Annotated in this window: 17 protein-coding genes and 4 tRNA genes; 18 read left to right on the forward strand and 3 right to left on the reverse strand. The window is 35.9% G+C overall.

The features are described 5' to 3' along the window. Nucleotide 1: 1 nt before the first annotated feature. From dnaB to FH036_RS17440, 15 genes are all read left to right on the forward strand, one after another. Nucleotides 2–1,363, forward strand: a complete 1,362-nt coding sequence (dnaB, locus tag FH036_RS17370) for a replicative DNA helicase (protein WP_001286244.1) — start codon at nt 2–4, stop codon at nt 1,361–1,363. Between the two features lie 215 nt (nt 1,364–1,578). Beyond that, nucleotides 1,579–2,868, forward strand: a complete 1,290-nt coding sequence (locus FH036_RS17375; RefSeq protein WP_000100224.1) for an adenylosuccinate synthase — start codon at nt 1,579–1,581, stop codon at nt 2,866–2,868. A gap of 140 nt (nt 2,869–3,008) precedes the next feature. Then, nucleotides 3,009–3,084: transfer RNA gene (locus FH036_RS17380), tRNA-Lys, on the forward strand. Between the two features lie 13 nt (nt 3,085–3,097). Then, a tRNA-Glu gene (locus FH036_RS17385) sits at nt 3,098–3,169 on the forward strand. A 21-nt stretch (nt 3,170–3,190) separates the two neighbouring features. After that, nucleotides 3,191–3,266, forward strand: a tRNA-Asp gene (locus FH036_RS17390). A gap of 41 nt (nt 3,267–3,307) precedes the next feature. Beyond that, nucleotides 3,308–3,380: transfer RNA gene (locus FH036_RS17395), tRNA-Phe, on the forward strand. A 403-nt stretch (nt 3,381–3,783) separates the two neighbouring features. Beyond that, entirely contained in the window at nt 3,784–4,491 is a 708-nt protein-coding gene (walR, locus tag FH036_RS17400; protein WP_000971872.1) for a cell wall metabolism DNA-binding response regulator WalR, read from the forward strand. Nucleotides 4,492–4,494: 3 nt separating this feature from the next. Beyond that, nucleotides 4,495–6,336, forward strand: coding sequence for a cell wall metabolism sensor histidine kinase WalK (gene walK / locus FH036_RS17405; RefSeq protein ID WP_000755380.1), 1,842 nt, complete (start codon nt 4,495–4,497; stop codon nt 6,334–6,336). Continuing rightward, complete coding sequence (locus FH036_RS17410; protein ID WP_014481804.1) at nt 6,333–7,649, forward strand: YycH family regulatory protein; 1,317 nt, start codon at nt 6,333–6,335, stop codon at nt 7,647–7,649. Before walK ends, FH036_RS17410 begins: the two co-directional genes overlap by 4 nt. Then, on the forward strand, nt 7,630–8,472 hold the full coding sequence (locus FH036_RS17415; protein WP_000383723.1) for a two-component system regulatory protein YycI: 843 nt from the start codon (nt 7,630–7,632) through the stop codon (nt 8,470–8,472). The genes FH036_RS17410 and FH036_RS17415 overlap by 20 nt, the downstream gene beginning before the upstream one ends. Further along, on the forward strand, nt 8,456–9,250 hold the full coding sequence (locus tag FH036_RS17420; protein WP_000522836.1) for an MBL fold metallo-hydrolase: 795 nt from the start codon (nt 8,456–8,458) through the stop codon (nt 9,248–9,250). Before FH036_RS17415 ends, FH036_RS17420 begins: the two co-directional genes overlap by 17 nt. A gap of 63 nt (nt 9,251–9,313) precedes the next feature. Continuing rightward, nucleotides 9,314–10,489 carry a S1C family serine protease gene (locus FH036_RS17425; protein ID WP_000008038.1) on the forward strand — a complete coding sequence of 392 codons (1,176 nt, stop codon included), beginning with the start codon at nt 9,314–9,316 and terminating at the stop codon, nt 10,487–10,489. 53 nt (nt 10,490–10,542) lie between these two features. Beyond that, complete coding sequence (locus tag FH036_RS17430) at nt 10,543–10,728, forward strand: CxxH/CxxC protein (protein WP_001052827.1); 186 nt, start codon at nt 10,543–10,545, stop codon at nt 10,726–10,728. Nucleotides 10,729–10,787: 59 nt separating this feature from the next. Continuing rightward, nucleotides 10,788–11,267, forward strand: coding sequence for a 23S rRNA (pseudouridine(1915)-N(3))-methyltransferase RlmH (gene rlmH, locus FH036_RS17435; protein WP_001027003.1), 480 nt, complete (start codon nt 10,788–10,790; stop codon nt 11,265–11,267). A gap of 136 nt (nt 11,268–11,403) precedes the next feature. Continuing rightward, nucleotides 11,404–12,282, forward strand: a complete 879-nt coding sequence (locus tag FH036_RS17440) for a radical SAM/SPASM domain-containing protein (protein ID WP_000713634.1) — start codon at nt 11,404–11,406, stop codon at nt 12,280–12,282. Nucleotides 12,283–12,472: 190 nt separating this feature from the next. Here the strand turns inward: FH036_RS17440 and pepF are convergent, their stop codons facing one another. Both pepF and guaC read right to left on the reverse strand, forming a co-directional pair. Further along, complete coding sequence (pepF, locus tag FH036_RS17445; protein WP_139896028.1) at nt 12,473–14,290, reverse strand: oligoendopeptidase F; 1,818 nt, start codon at nt 14,288–14,290, stop codon at nt 12,473–12,475. A 137-nt stretch (nt 14,291–14,427) separates the two neighbouring features. Continuing rightward, complete coding sequence (gene guaC / locus FH036_RS17450) at nt 14,428–15,411, reverse strand: GMP reductase (protein ID WP_000432434.1); 984 nt, start codon at nt 15,409–15,411, stop codon at nt 14,428–14,430. Between the two features lie 477 nt (nt 15,412–15,888). On the opposite strand from guaC, the gene FH036_RS17455 reads away from it, so the two are divergent. Beyond that, complete coding sequence (locus FH036_RS17455; protein WP_000015592.1) at nt 15,889–17,334, forward strand: DEAD/DEAH box helicase; 1,446 nt, start codon at nt 15,889–15,891, stop codon at nt 17,332–17,334. 39 nt (nt 17,335–17,373) lie between these two features. Here the strand turns inward: FH036_RS17455 and FH036_RS17460 are convergent, their stop codons facing one another. Further along, on the reverse strand, nt 17,374–17,934 hold the full coding sequence (locus tag FH036_RS17460; RefSeq protein ID WP_000427879.1) for a DUF1836 domain-containing protein: 561 nt from the start codon (nt 17,932–17,934) through the stop codon (nt 17,374–17,376). A gap of 164 nt (nt 17,935–18,098) precedes the next feature. Here FH036_RS17460 and trhA point away from each other — a divergent pair, with 164 nt between their 5' ends. Both trhA and galE read left to right on the forward strand, forming a co-directional pair. Beyond that, the gene (gene trhA, locus FH036_RS17465) at nt 18,099–18,746 is read left to right on the forward strand and encodes a PAQR family membrane homeostasis protein TrhA (RefSeq protein WP_001099729.1); all 648 of its coding nucleotides are present in this window, start codon (nt 18,099–18,101) and stop codon (nt 18,744–18,746) included. Nucleotides 18,747–18,932: 186 nt separating this feature from the next. Next, on the forward strand, nt 18,933–19,949 hold the full coding sequence (gene galE / locus FH036_RS17470) for a UDP-glucose 4-epimerase GalE (protein ID WP_000996533.1): 1,017 nt from the start codon (nt 18,933–18,935) through the stop codon (nt 19,947–19,949). Nucleotides 19,950–19,974 lie beyond the last annotated feature (25 nt).

Here is a 19,974-nt window from a genome sequence, read left to right on the forward strand (position 1 = left end):
TATGAGTGATGTAATGGCTGATCGTACCCCTCCGCATAATATAGAAGCTGAGCAGGCAGTCTTAGGTGCTATATTGATTGATCAGGATGCGTTAACATCGGCATCGGAACTATTAGTACCTGACTCATTTTATCGAACGAAACATCAAAAGATTTTTGAAGTCATGCTTGGTTTATCTGATAAGGGGGAGCCAATTGACTTAGTAATGATGACGTCAGCAATGGCTGATCAAGGATTACTAGAAGAAGTTGGTGGGGTTTCTTACTTAGCAGAATTAGCAGAAGTTGTTCCGACTGCCGCTAACGTAGAGTATTATGCAAGAATCATCGCTGAAAAAGCTCTGTTACGTCGTTTAATTCGAACGGCGACTCATATTGTGTCTGATGGATATGAGAGAGAAGATGATGTGGATGGTCTTTTAAATGAGGCTGAGAAAAAAATATTAGAAGTATCTCATCAGACGAATGCGAAAGCATTCCAAAATATTAAAGACGTTCTTGTAGATGCTTACGATAAAATCGAACTTTTGCATAATCAAAAAGGTGAAGTGACCGGGATACCAACTGGATTTACTGAATTAGATAAGATGACGGCAGGGTTTCAGCGAAATGATTTAATCATCGTGGCGGCACGTCCGTCGGTAGGTAAAACGGCATTTTCATTAAATATCGCACAAAACGTAGCGACGAAAACGGATGAAAATGTAGCGATTTTTAGTCTAGAGATGGGTGCTGATCAGCTTGTTATGCGTATGCTTTGTGCAGAAGGGAATATTGATGCACAAAGACTTCGTACCGGATCGTTAACTTCTGATGATTGGGCGAAATTAACGATGGCAATGGGTAGCCTTTCTAATGCTGGTATTTATATTGATGATACGCCGGGGATTAAAGTAAATGAGATTCGAGCAAAATGTCGTAGATTAAAACAAGAACAGGGTCTTGGTATGATCTTGATTGACTACTTACAGCTTATTCAAGGAAGTGGGAAATCAGGAGAGAACCGTCAGCAGGAAGTATCTGAGATTTCTCGTACACTAAAAGGGATTGCGCGTGAATTACAAGTTCCTGTTATTGCCTTGTCACAGTTATCTCGTGGTGTAGAATCTCGTCAAGATAAACGTCCGATGATGTCTGATATTCGTGAATCGGGAAGTATCGAGCAGGATGCCGATATCGTAGCCTTCCTATATCGTGAAGATTACTATGACCGAGAAACGGAAAATAAAAATACGATTGAAATTATTATTGCAAAGCAGCGTAATGGTCCAGTAGGCTCAGTAGAGCTTGCATTCGTTAAAGAGTTCAATAAGTTCGTTAACTTAGAACGTCGTTTCGAAGATGGACATGCGCCGCCGGCATAACGATAGTATAAAAAAGAAACGCATTTCTTATAATAAGATGTGTTTCTTTTTTTTTATAGAAAAGATAAGGCTTTCATAGTGTGAAAATATAATTCTTACGAACGAAAAAGTTTTTTGATAAAAAAATGTTCGCTTTTTGGTTGACTTCTTTTTCGGTTTTGGTACAATTATATTGTTTGAATAGATCGTTTGAAAATTGCGGAGGTGCTTTAATAATGTCTTCAGTAGTAGTTGTAGGAACACAATGGGGCGACGAAGGAAAAGGTAAAATCACTGATTTTCTTTCTGAGCATGCGGAAGTAGTTGCAAGATATCAAGGTGGAAATAACGCAGGACATACAATTGTTTTTGGCGGAGTTAAATATAAATTACACTTAATTCCATCTGGTATTTTCTATAAAGAGAAAATTTGTGTAATCGGAAACGGCTTAGTAGTAGATCCGAAAGCATTACTTGAAGAGTTAAAATACTTACACGATCGTGGTGTAAGTACTGATAATTTACGCGTAAGTAACCGTGCTCACGTTATTTTGCCTTATCACTTAAAACAAGATGAGTTAGAAGAAGCAAGTAAAGGTGATAACAAAATCGGTACAACGAAAAAAGGTATCGGTCCTGCATACATGGACAAAGCTGCTCGTATTGGTATTCGTATGGCTGATCTTTTAGACCGTGAAGCATTTAAAGAGAAGCTTGAGCGCAATTTAGCACAAAAAAATCGTTTGTTTGAAAAAATGTACGATACAGAAGGTTTCAGTGTAGAAGAAATCTTCGAAGAGTACTTCGAGTACGGACAACAAATCGCGCAATATGTGTGTGATACGTCTGTTGTATTAAATGATGCATTAGATAATAATCACCGTGTATTATTTGAAGGTGCACAAGGTGTTATGCTTGATATCGACCACGGTACGTATCCGTTCGTTACATCTTCTAACCCAATTGCTGGTGGTGTAACAGTTGGAACTGGAGTTGGCCCTGCAAAAGTTACTCGCGTTGTAGGTGTATGTAAAGCATATACAAGCCGCGTAGGTGATGGTCCGTTCCCTACTGAGCTTCATGACGAAATTGGTCATCAAATTCGTGAAGTTGGTCGTGAGTATGGAACGACAACTGGTCGTCCACGCCGCGTAGGTTGGTTTGATAGCGTTGTTGTAAGACATGCGCGTCGTGTTAGTGGTTTAACAGATTTATCATTAAACTCTATCGACGTTCTAACTGGTATTCCAACTCTTAAAATTTGTGTTGCTTACAAATACAATGGCGAAGTTATCGACGAAGTTCCAGCAAACTTAAACATTTTAGCGAAATGTGAGCCTGTATACGAAGAGCTTCCAGGTTGGACAGAAGATATTACTGGTGTAAGATCATTAGACGAACTTCCTGAGAATGCAAGAAAATACGTAGAACGTGTTTCTGAGTTAACAGGAATTCAATTATCTATGTTCTCAGTTGGACCAGATCGTAATCAAACGAATATCGTTCGTAACGTATACGAAGCTTAATTGATATTTTTAAGAAAAAACTCATGTCCGCATGAGTTTTTTCTTGTTTTTTATAAAAAATAAAAAAAGGTATTGCAAAAAATAAATAAAACATGTTATGATACATCTTGTCGTCACGAAAATATGACGTTGGTGAGTATGAGCCATTAGCTCAGTTGGTAGAGCATCTGACTTTTAATCAGAGGGTCGAAGGTTCGAGTCCTTCATGGCTCACCATTTTATTTTTCGTGGCCCGTTGGTCAAGTGGTTAAGACACCGCCCTTTCACGGCGGTAACACGGGTTCGAATCCCGTACGGGTCATGTTTTTTTATGTTCATTTTTGGTCCCGTGGTGTAGTGGTTAACATGCCTGCCTGTCACGCAGGAGATCGCCGGTTCGACCCCGGTCGGGACCGCCACTTTTGTTTATACCACCATTAGTGGTTTTATATATAGTTTTGGCTCGGTAGCTCAGTCGGTAGAGCAGAGGACTGAAAATCCTCGTGTCGGCGGTTCGATTCCGTCCCGAGCCACTCTCAGGATATTAAGTGGGCCCACTTAATATCCTTTTTATTTGTGTAATTTTACAAAATTGAGTAGTTATTTTAAAATAGAATGAGGAGCCTCTAGCAGTTGAAGCTAGAGGTTTTTCTATAGATCGTATAGGATTCCGTGTAAAAGTGGATCATACATGAGTCTGTGAGAATAGAGGAGAAAGTACTTAAGCAAAAGATGCGGTCATATAGGGACATACTATGTAGACATCAATGTGTTTAGGGATATTGACCATATTTTTACCCCGCTATTTAATGGGCAGTAAGGCCTCCACTTTAAAATTCAGCGAAAGCAAAGAAGTTAGGTGGGGGGAGGGCTGCCCGTGAAAGCCCAATTAGTGAGGGCTAATTAAAGCTTCACTTTATAAGGAGGAAATAAACGATGATGGGAAAGAAAATTTTAGTAGTTGATGATGAAAAGCCGATTGCAGATATTTTGAAGTTCAACCTAGAAAAAGAAGGTTTCGAAATTGTAATGGCGCATGATGGTGATGAAGCAATTGAAAAAGCAACTGAAGAACAACCAGATATGGTTTTATTAGATATTATGCTACCAGGTAAGGATGGCTTAGAGGTTTGCCGGGAAATACGTAAAAGCTCAGAAATGCCGATTATTATGCTTACAGCGAAGGACTCTGAAATCGATAAAGTATTAGGACTTGAGCTTGGGGCAGATGATTATGTAACGAAGCCATTTAGTACGAGGGAATTACTTGCTCGCGTGAAGGCGAATTTACGTCGCCATCAGCAAGGTGGTGCGGCAGAAAAAGAAGAAAATACGGAAATGGTTATTGGACCAATTGTTATCAATCCAAATGCGTATAGTGTAACGAAACGTGAGGAAAATATTGAGCTTACACACCGTGAATTTGAGCTATTACATTATTTAGCAAAACATTTAGGACAAGTTATGACACGTGAACATTTATTGCAAACAGTTTGGGGTTATGACTATTTTGGAGATGTACGTACAGTGGATGTAACAGTACGTCGTCTACGTGAAAAAATTGAAGATAATCCAAGTCATCCTACATTAATTGTCACTAGACGTGGAGTAGGGTATTACTTGCGTGACCCAGAGCAGGAATAGTATATGAAGAAAGTCGGTTTTTTTCAATCTATTCATTTAAAATTTGTACTCATATATATGCTATTAATATTGATAGCTATGCAAGTTATTGGAGTATATTTCGTAAGAGAGTTAGAAAAGAGTCTTGTACAAGGTTTTAGAGATTCTTTAACGCAACAAACGAACTTATTATCGTATAACTTGAAACAAGAGTTTAAAAAAAGTTATACAAAAGCAGAGACAGAATCAACAGGTGAAACGATTAAAACTTCCATTCGAAAATTTGCCTCTGATCGAAAGAAGGATATTCAAGAGGTAAGTGTATTTGATGCCAATAGAAAGCTGCTCGCTATTTCAGATGAGTCAAAGCAAAACAAGGTAAATAGAACGTCAACTGATATAGCTGTTCAGCGGGTATTGGTACAAAAAAAACCAGAAGTGAAAATTGAGAAGGATGGTCGTACAGGTCACCGTGTACAAGTTATGATTACTCCTATTATGGATGATAATAACAAAGATGCACTTGGTGCTATTTACGTTGTTGCATCCATGGAAGATGTTTATAAGCAGATGAAGGATATTAATCAAATCTTTGCGACCGGAACCGTTATTGCATTACTCGTAACAGCTGTACTTGGAATTTTGTTAGCTCAAACGATTACGAGACCAATCTCTGATATGCGAAGACAAGCAATTGAAATGGCAAAAGGAAACTATTCAAGAAAAGTAAAAGTGCATAGCCATGATGAAATTGGACAATTAGCATTATCTTTCAATAATTTATCAAAAAAATTACAACAAGCTCGTTCTTCAACAGAAAGTGAAAGACGTAAATTGTCATCCGTATTATCACATATGACAGATGGAGTAATTGCTACTGACCGAAAAGGGGACATTATTTTATTAAATGATCCTGCGGAAAAGATGCTAAATGTTTCGCGTGAAACGGCGCTCGATCAATCTGTTTTAGAAGTGTTGGGAATACAAGAAGAATTTACGCTCGATCATTTATACGAAGAGCCGGATTCTGTTTTATTAGATTTTAGTACGAGAAATGAGCCATATATTTTACGCGCTAGTTTCTCTGTTATTCAAAAAGAGACAGGGAAAGCAAATGGTTTAATTGCCGTATTATATGATGTGACTGAGCAGGAGCGTATAGAAAGAGAACGACGCGAGTTTGTAGCAAACGTCTCTCATGAATTAAGAACGCCATTAACGACAATGCGCAGTTACTTAGAGGCACTTACAGACGGTGCGTGGCAAGATCCAAATATTGCACCACAATTTTTAACAGTTACACAAGAAGAAACAGAAAGAATGATTAGACTTGTAAATGCGTTATTGCAACTATCTAAACTCGATAGTACAGAACATCGTTTAATGAAAGAATGGGTCGACTTTACTGACTTCTTTAATAACATTATTGATCGTTTTGAAATGTCTAAAGAGCAAAACGTAAGCTTCAAACGATCTTTCTCTAAAAAATCTCGATTTATTGATATGGATACGGATAAAATTACGCAAGTATTGTATAACATTATTTCGAATGCATTAAAGTATTCACCAGAAGGTGGAACAGTAACATATCGTTTACGTGATCGCGGAGAATTATTGGAGATTAGTGTAAGTGATCAAGGAATGGGTATTCCGAAAGAAAACGTCGATAAAATCTTTGAACGTTTTTATCGCGTAGATAAAGCACGTTCAAGACAAATGGGCGGTACAGGACTTGGATTAGCAATTGCGAAAGAAATGATTGAGGCACATGGTGGCTCGATTTGGGCAAAGAGTGAGGAAGGAAAAGGGACAACGATTTATTTCACATTGCCTATGGCAGCAGATGAAGAGGACGAATGGGAATGAGTATGGAGAATGTTAAAACGATAGTTTTAATTAATTTAGTTGTAATTAGTCTATTTCTTACTTTTAACTTATGGACGTATGTGCCAGATTCCACATCTATGCAAAACGCAAAATTTGTACAGGGGAATGAGGGAAATACTCAAACGAAAATCGCTGATGTTGTCCGCCCTACTTCTATCATTGTGCATAAAGATAAAAATCATTACGGGAGCAAAAGAGAGGGAGATATAGAATCAATCTATAGAACTTTGGAAGCAGGGGAATTACATGAGTTCAAAGAGATATCGATTGCTAAGGCTGACTTTCTTTCTTATGTGCATGGTGAAGGGAAAATTGAACTTATTTTCCCTACCAACATCCCATTTGATGCAGTTAAATCTATGTTTAGTATGAAAGAAAAAAGTATAGATAAGCCTAAACACTTTAATCGAATTATTCTTGACCCTTCTAGAAGTAGGGATCAAGAAATTAAAATTAATTTTGTTTCCGATGGTGATAACTCTAGAATATATGAAGCAAAATTAAGTGGTGTGTATTTAAAAGATATTGTAAATGCACAAAATCAATTTATAGTATCAGCGAAACCTTATTTTGACTATCAAATTAATGATATGAAAAAGCTATTTTTACCAGATGGAACGACAGAATTAAGTAATATAACATATATTTCATCTAATTTGGCGGTTGATACATTTAAGAATGCTCTTTTTAGTGACCCACGTTATTTAAGCCCGATTACCGAGCAATCGAAAGAAATATTTACAGATGGTATTAGGTCTATGGAGATTGAAAATGATCAGCATATGCTAAAGTATAAAAATTCTTCTGTTTTAAGTGAGAAAAAGCCAGATAATTTAATGCTTTTACAAAAAAGTTTTGATTTTGTAAATGGTCATAGTGGGAGTTTGGATTCATATCGTTTGGACTATATGAATAAAGGACAGACAGTATTCCGCTTACAGGAAGATGGATATCCCGTATTCAATACTGATGGATTAGCTGAATTGAGACAAGTATGGGGATCAGAAGAAGTAATGGAATATGAAAGACCGTTGCTTTCTTTAAATACGAAAGGTATAGAGCAGAAGGTTACTCTTCCGTCAGGTCATGTTGTAATAGCATCCTTAGAAAATAATGCCGCGGTAGATAAAAGATCCATTAAAGACATTGGGATTGGATACAAATTATCACTAGATGGGCAAGTAGCGCGACTACAGCCAATTTGGTATGTAAAGTTTGTTGAAGATGAAGCTGGCAAACAAAAAATATATGAGTGGAATGAGGGGGGACTAAATGGATTGGGATCGGATTAAAACCATATTTATTGTGACCTTTTTTGTTTTGGACCTCTTTCTCATTTTTCAATTCATTCAAAAGCAAGATAGTAATCAATTGGAGCTTATTGCAGAAACGAAGATAGATCAAGAATTAAAAGCAAACAAAATTACGATGGGTAATTTCCCTAAAGAACCGAAAAAAGAGTCATTTATTAGGGCTGAAAACAAGGCATTTAAAGAAGAAGACATACAGTCTTTAAAAAATCAAACGGCGCATATACAAAATATGTACAAAATAGAAAGTAAGCTAAAAGAGCCCTTTTTAAATACAAAATCTTTATCAAAAGATAAGTATAATGATTTTTTGAAGAACTATGTATTAGATGGACAAAAGTATGAGTTTGGAGCGATGAAAGACTCTAAAATTTACTTCTTCCAAAAATATAAAGATAAGCCTATTTTCTATAACGATCAGGCAATGATTGTTGTGGAATTAAATGAGAAAAATGAACTTGTGTCGTACACGCAGACGATGTTAACAGATTTAAAAGAAATGGGCGAAAGTGAAAAAACGAAACAGCAAGAAATTATTACTGCCCAAACCGCTTTAGAAAATCTGTATTTAAAAAATAAAATTCATGGGAATACACATGTAAAAGAAGCGCAAATTGGTTATGCCAACCTTACCGCATCTACTTCTAATAACCAAGTACTTGCTCCAACGTGGAACTTAAAGACGGAGCAGAAGCAGGACTTCTTTGTAAATGCAATTGAAGGACAAGTTATGGAATTAGGGGAAAAGGAAAATCAAGTGGTTGATGAACATACTGGAGTGAGAAAGAATGGGTTTGCATTTTAGCGTACTTGCAAGTGGAAGTACAGGGAATATGCTATATGTAGGAACAGATGAAAAGAAGTTACTTGTCGATGCAGGTTTAAGTGGTAAAGCAACAGAGGCTTTATTTAAACAGGCAGAATTAAATATAAATGATGTATCGGGTATTCTTGTAACACATGAACATAGTGACCATATTAAAGGCTTAGGTGTATTGGCACGTAAATATGATTTACCTGTTTATGCAAATGAGAAAACATGGAATGCAATGGAACACTTAATAGGAAATATCCCAACTGAGCAAAAGTTTATTTTCTCAGTTGGGGATGTGAAAACATTTGGTGATATTGAGGTCGAGTCATTTGGGGTGTCTCATGATGCGGCAGAGCCGATGTTCTATGCTTTTCATAACAATAATAGAAAGTTAGCCCTTATTACAGATACAGGGTACGTGAGTGACCGTATGAAAGGTGTTATTAAGGGAGCTAATGCTTTCGTATTTGAAAGTAATCATGACGTAGAAATGCTTCGTATGGGACGTTATCCATGGAGTATTAAACGACGTATTTTAAGTGATGTGGGGCACGTTTGTAATGAAGATGCTGCATTAGCGATGGCGGATGTAATTACAGATGAGACAAAACATATTTATTTAGCCCATTTAAGTTTAGATAATAACATGAAAGAACTAGCACGTATGTCAGTATCACAAGTATTAGAGGAAAAGGGATTTGGAGTAGGAGAAGCCTTCGAAATTCACGATACAGATCCAAAAATGCCGACAAAAATTCAATACGTATAATTCTTCATTTTAGTAAACAATAAAGGTGAATATAGTTGTTTTCAGGAAGATAGGTGAACAAATATGTCCTTTATTGATGAAGAAAATTATCGTATGAAACGTGCAAGAAAAAAGAAGCATAAAGGTATTGTTATTTCTAGTATAGCTGGAACAATTGTAGGAGCTTCGTTATTTGCATTTGGAGCTCCTTTGTTTTCAAATGATGCAGGCGCGTTTCCACAAGCAGAAGCAAGTGGAAGTAATATGGCCCAAGCGCAAGGAATTAAACAGATTAGCTTTGTCGATGCTGTTGATCGTGCATCTGAAGCTGTTGTTGGAGTTATTAATATTCAACGAGATAATTTTTCAGAGGCAGATTCAGAAGCAGGTACGGGATCAGGTGTAATTTATAAGAAGACAGATGGTCAAGCTTATATTGTAACGAATAATCATGTTGTTGCTGGAGCAAATCGTATTGAAGTAAGTTTAAGTGATGGTAAGAAGGTCCCTGGAAAGGTATTAGGAACCGATGTGGTCACAGATTTGGCTGTACTGGAGATAGATGCAAAGCATGTGAAAAAAGTAATTGAGATTGGCGATTCTAATACTGTTCGTAGAGGAGAACCAGTCATTGCGATTGGAAACCCGCTCGGGCTACAATTTTCTGGAACCGTCACACAAGGTATTATCTCGGCTAATGAGCGTATTGTCCCTGTAGATTTAGATCAAGATGGACATTATGATTGGCAAGTAGAAGTATTGCAAACAGACGCAGCAATTAATCCGGGTAATAGTGGTGGGGCGCTTGTAAACGCAGCTGGTCAATTAATTGGTATTAACTCAATGAAAATTGCGGCAAAAGAAGTAGAAGGAATTGGACTAGCTATTCCTGTTACTAGAGCTGTTCCAATTATGAATGAATTAGAGAAGTACGGAAAAGTAAGAAGACCGTATGTTGGAATTGAACTTAGATCATTAAATGAAATTCCAAACTACTATTGGTCAAAAACGTTGCATTTACCAGGCAATGTAACAGAGGGAGTTTGCATTTTAGATGTGAAAAGTCCTTCGCCAGGTACAGATGCTGGTTTGCGAGAACACGATGTGATTGTAGCAGTAGATGGAAAACCAGTTCGCGATATTATCGGATTCCGTACGGCCTTATATGATAAAAAAATTAATGATAAAATGACTCTTACGTTTTATCGTGGTACAAAACGAGCAACAACAACGGTTAAACTAGGCATTCAAAAGTATTAAAAACAGGAGGGCCTACCTCCTGTTTTCTATTGTAGAAAAGTGAGGTGAAGAATATGAACTTACCTTGTTGTTTAGAACATGTTGAATTAGCGTTAGATATTATTGTGGATGAGTGTGAAGTCGCGCCGGTTATTAACAATGTGGATAACTCGGAAAAAGAGAAAAAAACATGTGAATTTTGTCAAAATGAGGCGACATATGTTGTATCGAACACAGATTCTCACACAATATGTGGGTAACAATTGTGGATATGTGGATAAGTTATGTGGATAACATGTTTGTAAGGTGGGGAATACGTGTGAATATCTCGATTATTTCAATTGGGAAATTAAAAGAAAAATATTTAAAACAAGGTATAGCAGAATACTTAAAACGATTATCTGCATACGCAAAAGTAGAAGTAATTGAATTGCCAGATGAAAAGGCACCAGAAAATTTAAGTGAAGCAGAAATGTTAATTGTAAAAGAAAAAGAAGGTATACGTATACTAGATAAAATTTCTGATGATACGCATGTCATTGCGTTAGCGATAGAAGGAAAGCAAAAATCATCAGAAGAATTTGCAGTAAGCTTAGATCGTCTTGCTACATATGGGAAGAGTAAAGTTGCATTCGTAATTGGTGGATCACTTGGACTAAGTTCAGAAGTAATGAAGCGTTCAAATGAATCACTTTCTTTTTCAAAGATGACGTTACCACACCAATTAATGCGATTAGTATTGCTTGAGCAAGTGTATAGAGCGTTTCGTATTAATCGTGGGGAACCGTATCATAAATAGTAATAGTACATTCAAACGGCTACAGATGTGGCCGTTTTCTATATTTCCTAAAATAAGTATGTTTCTATTTCTAAAAAAGTATGCTGTAATATGAAGAGGAAAAAGTATAAGTAGTCATAGAAGTGAGGAGTTAAAGGTGAAGAAGTTTAAGAAATTTTACTTGGAGATTACGAGTGTATGTAATCTTGCGTGCAGCTTTTGTCCGCCGACGGAAAGACAGAAGCAATTCATTTCTGTGGAGGATTTTGCAAAAAGGTTAGACCAAATTAAACCACACACAGACTACATTTATTTGCACGTGAAGGGTGAGCCGTTGCTGCATCCAAAAATAGATCAATTGTTAGATTTAAGCCATGAAAAAGGGTTTAAAGTTAATATTACAACGAACGGAACGTTAATTAATAAGAGAAGGCATAGATTGTTAAATAAGCCTGCTTTAAGACAAATGAATTTTTCACTGCATAGTTTTGATGGGCACCCAGGCTCACAAGACAAAGAGGGGTATGTAAGAAGTATACTTTCCTTCATTAGAGAGGCAACAAGCCAATCAGATTTAATTGTTTCACTAAGATTATGGAATTTAACGCAGGATAATAAAACGAATGCTGAAATCCAGAAAAATAGAGAGTTATTATCCATCATTGAAAATGAGTTTGATCTATCTTATCAAATTGAAGAGAAGCTTACACCAGGAAAAGGTATAAAAATTGCCGAACGCGTCTTTATTAATCAAGACTATGAATTCCAGTGGCCAGCGTTGCATGAAGAAGAGGATGATGGAAAAGGATTCTGTCATGGTCTTCGAAATCAAGCTGGTATTTTAGCGAACGGAACGGTTATTCCTTGTTGTTTAGATGGTGAAGGGATTATTAACCTTGGAAATATTAATAATGATTCATTCTCTAACATTATAGAAGGTGAAAGAGCAACAAACATTGTTGATGGATTTTCGAGAAGAGTTGCAGTTGAAGAGCTATGTAGAAAATGTGGATACCGTAAAAGGTTTGGAAAGTAAATAAAAAATAAACCCTCATAAAGTGAGGGCTTATTTTTTATCCCGCTATTTGCCGGGCAGTAAGATCCCCACCTCAAAATTCAGCGGAAGCAAAGAAGTTAGGTAGGGAGCGGGCTGCCCGTAAAAGCCCGATTGGTGAGGGCTAATAATCAGTGGGGGATGGACACCCCCCACTGATTAAAGTTTCACTTTATTCTTGATAAGAGCGCTCTAATTCATCAATTAAGGAACCAACGTAAGAAACAGCCCTGCGGATTGCGTCTGGTTTTGACATATCGACTCCGGCATGTTTCATTAATTCAAGTGGTTTCATCGTACCACCAGCGCGAAGTACATCTAACCAGCGATCAACGGCAGGTTGTCCTTCTTCTTTAATCATTTGAGCCACCGCAGTAGATGCAGTGAGGCCTGCGGAATATGTGTAAGAATATAAGCCCATATAATAATGAGGTTGACGCATCCAGGTTAAGCCAGCACCTTCATCAATTTCTACGGAATCTCCCCAGAATGTTGAAAGTACATTTGCTTTTATTTCAGTTAAAGTTGTAGCTGTAAGTGCTCCATCTTCTTCTGCTAGGCTGTATACTCTTCTTTGATATTCTCCCTCAAGTAAGTGAGTAACAAAGTTATGATAATATGTGCCGAGTAGTTGCAGAATGACCCATCTACGCATTCTCTTATCGTCAGTGGTCGCTAATAAATGCTGAGCTAATAGTAATTCATTCATTGTAGATGGTGCTTCAACAAAGTACATAGATGGACGTACATTCATAATACGCTGGTTTTTATTTGCTAAATAAAAATGACCAGCATGCCCAAATTCATGAGCTAATGTGAAGCAGCCACGCATCGTATTTTGCCATGTAATTAAAATGTATGGATGAGAACCGTATGGACTTGAACAAAATGCCCCAGTTGATTTGCCTACGTTATCTGCAAGGTCGACCCATCTTTCTTTGAATCCTTTTTCGATAATGGCACTATATTCATCGCCAAGTACTTGTAAAGATTCTTGAATGAGTTTTCCAGCTTCTTCGTAAGTAATTGCTGGATTAAATTCGGGATCTAAAGGTGCATGTAAGTCGCAGAACAGCATTTGATCGAGTCCTAACACTTTCTTTTTTAAATCTGCAAAACGGCGCATATGAGGCGCCAATTCTTTATAAATAATATCGAGTTGATTGTTATACATTTCAAGTGGAACTTTTTGAGGTTCTAAAAGCATATGAGTAACAGATTCGAATTTGCGTAAACGAGAGAGTGTTACTTGTTTTTTGACCTCGGTAGCATATGTTGTTGCCACGGTATTTTTATATCGCTTCAAAGTGGACACAAATGATGAGTATGCCTTTCTGCGTATGTCTACGCTTGGAGAAAACTCATATTTACTTTCAAATAATGCAAATGAGACAGGAAGTTCATTTCCTTGTTCGTCTTGTATGGAGTTAAAATCCATATCGGCTAATTTAGTCATACCGTAAATTTTGTATGGAGAACTATGTACCTCGCCAAGTGCAGCAAGTGCTTCTTCAGTTTCAGGAGAGAGCGTGTGCGGCCTTTTTTGTAGTATGTCTAGTAATGATTTACGGAAAGGTTCGAGTTTTGTTTCTTCAGTTAAATATTTTTCAATTGTGCCTTCTTCTAATGAGAGAATTTCATTATGAATAAAGGATAGCGCCGTATGTACTTTCGTCCATAAAGCAGCAACTTTGGAAGAGTTCGCTTGAATAACTGGATTTGTACGGTCGGTAGATTCTTTTAAATTTGCGTAGGAGTATAGTTTTGTTAACTTCATTAAAAGCTCTTCTTCTAAAAGTAGGCAATGTAATAAGATAGTGGGGCTAGTGTGTAATTGACCTTTAAACGCATCAAGTTTTTTTATATCATCTGTTAATACACGTAATGCAGTTTCCCACTCTTTATCAGATTCGTATAAATCAGAGAGGTCCCATGTTAATTCAGTAGGAACTTCTGCACGAATATGGCGTTTCTCAATTACATCTTTCATATATTATATCCCCCTTATTATAAGTATCTAAAAACATGATACTAGAAAATTCAGTAAAATGAAAATATTTTACATTTCTATATATGAAAAAGAAGGACAAGCATAAAACTGCTTGTCCTTCGAGTTAAATTTAAAAATTAATATACTTTATCACCGTTGAAAATAGAGTTTTTCACGACTACATAATCTACAGTACGAATAGAGTCTAATTTTGTTCCACCAGCGTAAGAGATAGAAGATTGAAGATCTTGTTCCATTTCGATTAAAGTGTCTTCTAAAGAACCTTTATGCTCAACGAACATTTTCTTACCTTCAACGTTTTTCTTCTCACCTTTTTGGAATTCAGAAGCTGAACCGAAGTACTCTTTATAAAGTTTGCCGTCTTTTTCGATTGTTTCCCCTGGAGACTCTTCATGACCAGCGAATAGAGAACCGATCATAACCATAGTCGCCCCAAATCGAATAGATTTAGCTACGTCGCCATGTGTACGAATACCACCGTCAGCGATAATTGGTTTACTTGCAGCTTTTGCACACCAGCGAAGTGCAGCTAGCTGCCAACCGCCAGTTCCAAATCCTGTTTTAATTTTAGTGATACAAACTTTACCAGGTCCAATACCAACTTTTGTTGCGTCAGCACCAGCGTTTTCTAATTCTCTTACCGCTTCTGGAGTTCCAACGTTTCCAGCGATAACGAAGCTTTCTGGTAAATGCTTTTTAATATGTTGAATCATGTTGATTACAGCATTAGAATGTCCATGCGCGATATCAATCGTGATGTATTCAGGCGTAAGATGCTCAGCAGCTAATTGTTGTACGAATTCATACTCGTCTTCTTTTACACCAACGCTAATAGAAGCGATTAATCCACGTGATTGCATATCTCTAATGAATGAGATTCGTTTCTCTGGTTGGAAACGATGCATGATATAGAAGTAATTATTTTCAGCTAAATACGTTGCAATTCTTTCATCAATAATCGTTTGCATATTTGCAGGTACGACAGGTAATTTAAATTTATGTTTACCTAAAGTGACAGTTGTATCACATTCAGAGCGGCTGTTCACAATACATTTTGCAGGAATTAATTGAATATCTTCATAGTCGAATACGTTTTCCATCATTTACACCCCTAAAATACGAATATTTTATTTTTATTAATAAAAAATGTTCGTCCATATGATAATTTACATTGTTTTCATTAAAAAGTCAAAGGATTTCTTAACGTTTTTTTAAAAAGTAGATTTTATATCTAAAAAACACCGTTAAAAACGAATTTAAAACGTTTTTTTGTTTATATTGTTCGTCTATAAAAAGATTTGAAAATTAAGATGATTACACAAGGATGTATGTATTCTTTTTATTTTTTTTTGAGTGGATGTAGGATTCTATGAAAAGGTTAATGCTAACAATACGAGCAAAAGATGTTATCAAGTAGTTGAACAATATATGAAATGATAAGGTTTATTTCTATGTAAAAAGATGAATCTGGCATAATCCATCTTTTTGTGTGAGGTTTCAAGTATAATAAGTAGGGCGATAGTAACGTATACAAAAGATAAATAAGAAAATAATACAGAATAAAATGAGGTTAATATATGAGTGGAAAAGTTTTTTTTGAGTATAAATTAAGTAAAGAAATTGTAAGGGCACTTACTGGGTTAGGGTATGATCATCCAACAGAAGTACAAGGTGAGGTTATTCCAGTCGCATTACAAAAGAAGGATCTTGTTGTGAAGTCCCAGACGGGAAGTGGAAAAACAGCTTCATTTGGTATTCCACTTTGTGAAATGGTGGAGTGGGAAGAGAATAAACCACAAGCATTAGTTTTAACACCAACGAGAGAGCTTGCGGTACAGGTAAAAGAAGATATTACAAATATAGGTCGATTCAAAAGAATCAAAGCTGCGGCAGTTTATGGGAAATCCCCATTTGCACGTCAAAAATTAGAATTAAAACAAAAGACACATATTGTAGTTGGGACTCCTGGTCGTGTGTTGGATCATATTGAGAAGGGTACCCTTTCTTTAGAGTGTTTGAAGTATTTAGTTATTGATGAAGCAGATGAGATGCTAAATATGGGCTTTATCGATCAAGTAGAGGCAATTATTGATGAATTACCTACAAAAAGAATGACAATGTTATTTTCAGCAACACTCCCAGAAGATGTTGAGAAATTGTCTCGTACATATATGAATTCACCAACTCATATTGAAATTAAAGCGGCTGGGGTTACGACGGATAAAATTGAACATGTTCTTTTTGAGGTGATAGAAGACGAGAAGCTTTCATTACTTAAAGATGTAACAACGATTGAGAATCCGGATAGTTGTATTATTTTCTGCCGTACACAAGATAATGTAGATCATGTATATAGACAATTAAAACGAGCTAACTATCCTTGTGACAAAATACATGGCGGTATGGTACAAGAAGATCGTTTTGAGGTCATGGATGATTTTAGAAAAGGAAAATTCCGTTATTTAGTAGCAACAGACGTGGCTGCAAGGGGAATTGATATTGATAATATTACACATGTTATTAATTATGATATTCCACTTGAAAAAGAAAGCTATGTACATCGTACTGGAAGAACGGGACGAGCTGGAAATAGTGGAAAAGCTATTACATTTATAACACCATATGAAAATAGATTTTTAGAAGAGATTGAGGAGTATATTGGCTTTGAAATTCCAAAGGCAATTGGACCTTCAAAAGAAGAAGTTATGAAAGGGAAAGCTGCATTTGAAGAAAAGATACATGCTAAACCAATTATAAAGAAAGATAAAAATGCAGACATCAACAAAGGCATTATGAAGCTTTACTTTAATGGCGGGAAGAAAAAGAAAATTAGGGCGGTAGATTTCGTCGGTACAATCGCTAAAATTAAAGGTATTACAGCAGAAGATATAGGCATTATTACGATACAAGATAATGTTTCTTACGTTGAAATATTAAATGGAAAAGGACCACTTGTCTTGAAAGTCATGAAGACTACAACGATTAAAGGGAAACAACTAAAAGTTCATGAAGCAATTAAGTAAATAAAAACTATCCACTTTAATAGGTGGATAGTTTTTTATTTATGATTCTTTTAAATCATCCACTAGTTGCTCCGCTAAACGTCTATACATATTACTCATAGTCACGAAGGATGTTAGTAGTAGAAATTTTTCTAGCTTTGTGTCTTCTAAGGAAGAAATCTCATTTACTTCTGTAACACGGTTATTTACGTCTTGTTTAAAGCTTTCGACATTGCTTTCAGTAAGAGCAAGATAATTTTTGTATAACGTATTTAATTCGAATGAATCATCATTTAATAAGGAGTCATTTATAGTTTCTAATGAACTTTTTATGTCGTTAATGGAAAGAGCACCTTTTAATTGATAAATTAGGCTAATTAAAATCATATGCTCTTTTGAATACTTTTTATTTTTGATAGGGATGAATAGTTTCCCTTTTGCGTAATTATTAATCATCGTTTTTGTTAATACTTTTTCATCATCAGTTCTCGTTGTATCTGCATAAGTATTCTCAAATAGTTGGACAACTTGATCTACATATAAGTCCACATTTGGAATATCCTCAAGTTTAATATTTTTTTCTAAATGCAATGTCTCAAGTAATTCATTTATATTTTCCACGTAGAATCCCTCACTTTTATAACTTAGTGGAACTTAATGTCTAATACATCCTTAAATATGGTATTACGAAACAAATAAATTGTAAATGTTGACCTTAAAAAGAAATGTGTATATAATTACACGTAGTTATTAAAACTACATGTAATTATATGAGGGGTGTTATTATGAATACTTACGTAAGAGAACCAGTTAATGCATTTACTCACTTAGGTGGAGCGATATTATCATTTATTGCCTTATTAGCTATGCTTGTGAAAGTTTCTATCAAGATGCCATCATTTGCTGCAATTACAGCTGTTATTTTGTTTGGGATTGGAATGATGGTCCTTTATACGGCATCAGCTGTATATCATAGTGTTGTGGCCAATGAACGTGTTATTTACTTCTTTAGGAAGCTAGATCATTCTATGATTTTTATATTAATTGCAGGTACATATGCACCCTTTTGCTTAATTACATTAAATTCAGCAAGTGGTTTGCTATTATTTTGTTTAGTCTATGCAACTGCGATTTGTGGCATTGTGTTTAAAATGTTTTGGTTTAATTGTCCAAGATGGTTATCGACAGCAATTTATATTACGATGGGTTGGTTAATTGTTTTATTCTTTGCACCGTTAGCTGAGAATTTAAGTACAGGGGGCATTGTTTTCTTAGTACTTGGGGGCATTTTTTATACAATTGGTGGATTTATTTATGGAACAAAGCCAAAGTGGCTAGAGTTTAAATATATGGGACATCATGAAATTTTTCACGTTTTTGTATTATTAGGTAGTCTTGCACATTTTCTAAGTGTATATTGTTACGTAATTTAATAAGAAAAATGCCACATAACAAAAATTATGTGGCGTTTTTCTTATTATTTGATTGGAATCGTATATGTTATAAAATTATTATGGGATAAAATGTAAGTTTCTGTGTTCGCATATTAAACATAGGATAAGAAATATGTGATATACTTTGAGAAGTTTATAATGAATGAAATATGGAGGACTATAATTATGGCAATACTTGTAACAGGTGGAGCAGGGTATATTGGTAGTCATACATGTGTAGAATTACTAAATAGCGGTTACGAAATTATAGTAGTTGATAATCTTTCGAATAGCTCGGTAGAATCTATAAATCGAGTGAAAGAAATAACAGGAAAACAATTTAAGTTTTATAAAGAAGATGTTTTAAATCAAGAAGCACTTGACGCAATTTTTGAAGAAAATGCAATCGAAGCAGTTATTCACTTTGCAGGATTTAAAGCTGTAGGGGAATCAGTAGCAATTCCATTAACATATTATCATAACAACATTACGAGCACTTTAGTGCTATGTGAAGTAATGCAGAAACATAATGTAAAGAAGATGATTTTTAGTTCATCCGCAACTGTATATGGTATCCCGGAAACGTCACCGATTACAGAGGAGTTTCCATTAAGTGCAACAAATCCATATGGTCAAACAAAATTAATGATTGAGCAAATTATGCGTGATGTAGCGTTTGCAGATAGAGAATGGAGTATCGCGTTACTTCGCTATTTCAACCCATTTGGTGCACATGAAAGTGGACGTATTGGAGAGGATCCAAATGGAATTCCAAATAACTTAATGCCATATGTCACACAAGTGGCAGTAGGTAAGCTAAAAGAATTAAGTGTATTTGGAAATGACTACCCAACGAAAGATGGAACAGGCATCCGTGACTACATACATGTTGTAGACTTAGCAAAAGGTCACGTAAAAGCGCTAGAGAAAGTACTGAATACAACAGGAGTAGATGCTTATAATTTGGGCACAGGTACAGGGTATAGTGTACTTGAGATGGTTGAAGCATTTGAAAGGGTTTCAGGAAAAAAAGTTCCTTATAAAATTACAGAGCGTCGTCCTGGCGATGTGGCAATATGTTTTGCAGATGCATCAAAGGCAAAACGTGAACTAGGATGGGAAGCAAAACGTGGATTAGAAGAAATGTGTGCAGATTCTTGGAGATGGCAATCAAATAATAAAAATGGCTATTTGGAAGTTTAATATGTAGATACAAAAAATGACCTTT

Origin of the sequence: Bacillus sp. CD3-5, from assembly GCF_006349665.1 — a bacterium.
Taxonomy (GTDB): domain Bacteria; phylum Bacillota; class Bacilli; order Bacillales; family Bacillaceae_G; genus Bacillus_A; species Bacillus_A paranthracis.

Coding starts and splice junctions, on each gene's coding strand:
- FH036_RS17415 (WP_000383723.1), top strand. CDS start 7,630: ATGGATTGGGATCGGATTAAAACCATATTTATTGTGACCTTTTTTGTT.
- walR (WP_000971872.1), top strand. CDS start 3,784: ATGATGGGAAAGAAAATTTTAGTAGTTGATGATGAAAAGCCGATTGCA.
- FH036_RS17430 (WP_001052827.1), top strand. CDS start 10,543: ATGAACTTACCTTGTTGTTTAGAACATGTTGAATTAGCGTTAGATATT.
- guaC (WP_000432434.1), bottom strand. CDS start 15,411: ATGGAAAACGTATTCGACTATGAAGATATTCAATTAATTCCTGCAAAA.
- galE (WP_000996533.1), top strand. CDS start 18,933: ATGGCAATACTTGTAACAGGTGGAGCAGGGTATATTGGTAGTCATACA.
- walK (WP_000755380.1), top strand. CDS start 4,495: ATGAAGAAAGTCGGTTTTTTTCAATCTATTCATTTAAAATTTGTACTC.
- FH036_RS17455 (WP_000015592.1), top strand. CDS start 15,889: ATGAGTGGAAAAGTTTTTTTTGAGTATAAATTAAGTAAAGAAATTGTA.
- FH036_RS17425 (WP_000008038.1), top strand. CDS start 9,314: ATGTCCTTTATTGATGAAGAAAATTATCGTATGAAACGTGCAAGAAAA.
- FH036_RS17410 (WP_014481804.1), top strand. CDS start 6,333: ATGAGTATGGAGAATGTTAAAACGATAGTTTTAATTAATTTAGTTGTA.
- dnaB (WP_001286244.1), top strand. CDS start 2: ATGAGTGATGTAATGGCTGATCGTACCCCTCCGCATAATATAGAAGCT.
- FH036_RS17420 (WP_000522836.1), top strand. CDS start 8,456: ATGGGTTTGCATTTTAGCGTACTTGCAAGTGGAAGTACAGGGAATATG.
- FH036_RS17375 (WP_000100224.1), top strand. CDS start 1,579: ATGTCTTCAGTAGTAGTTGTAGGAACACAATGGGGCGACGAAGGAAAA.
- pepF (WP_139896028.1), bottom strand. CDS start 14,290: ATGAAAGATGTAATTGAGAAACGCCATATTCGTGCAGAAGTTCCTACT.
- trhA (WP_001099729.1), top strand. CDS start 18,099: ATGAATACTTACGTAAGAGAACCAGTTAATGCATTTACTCACTTAGGT.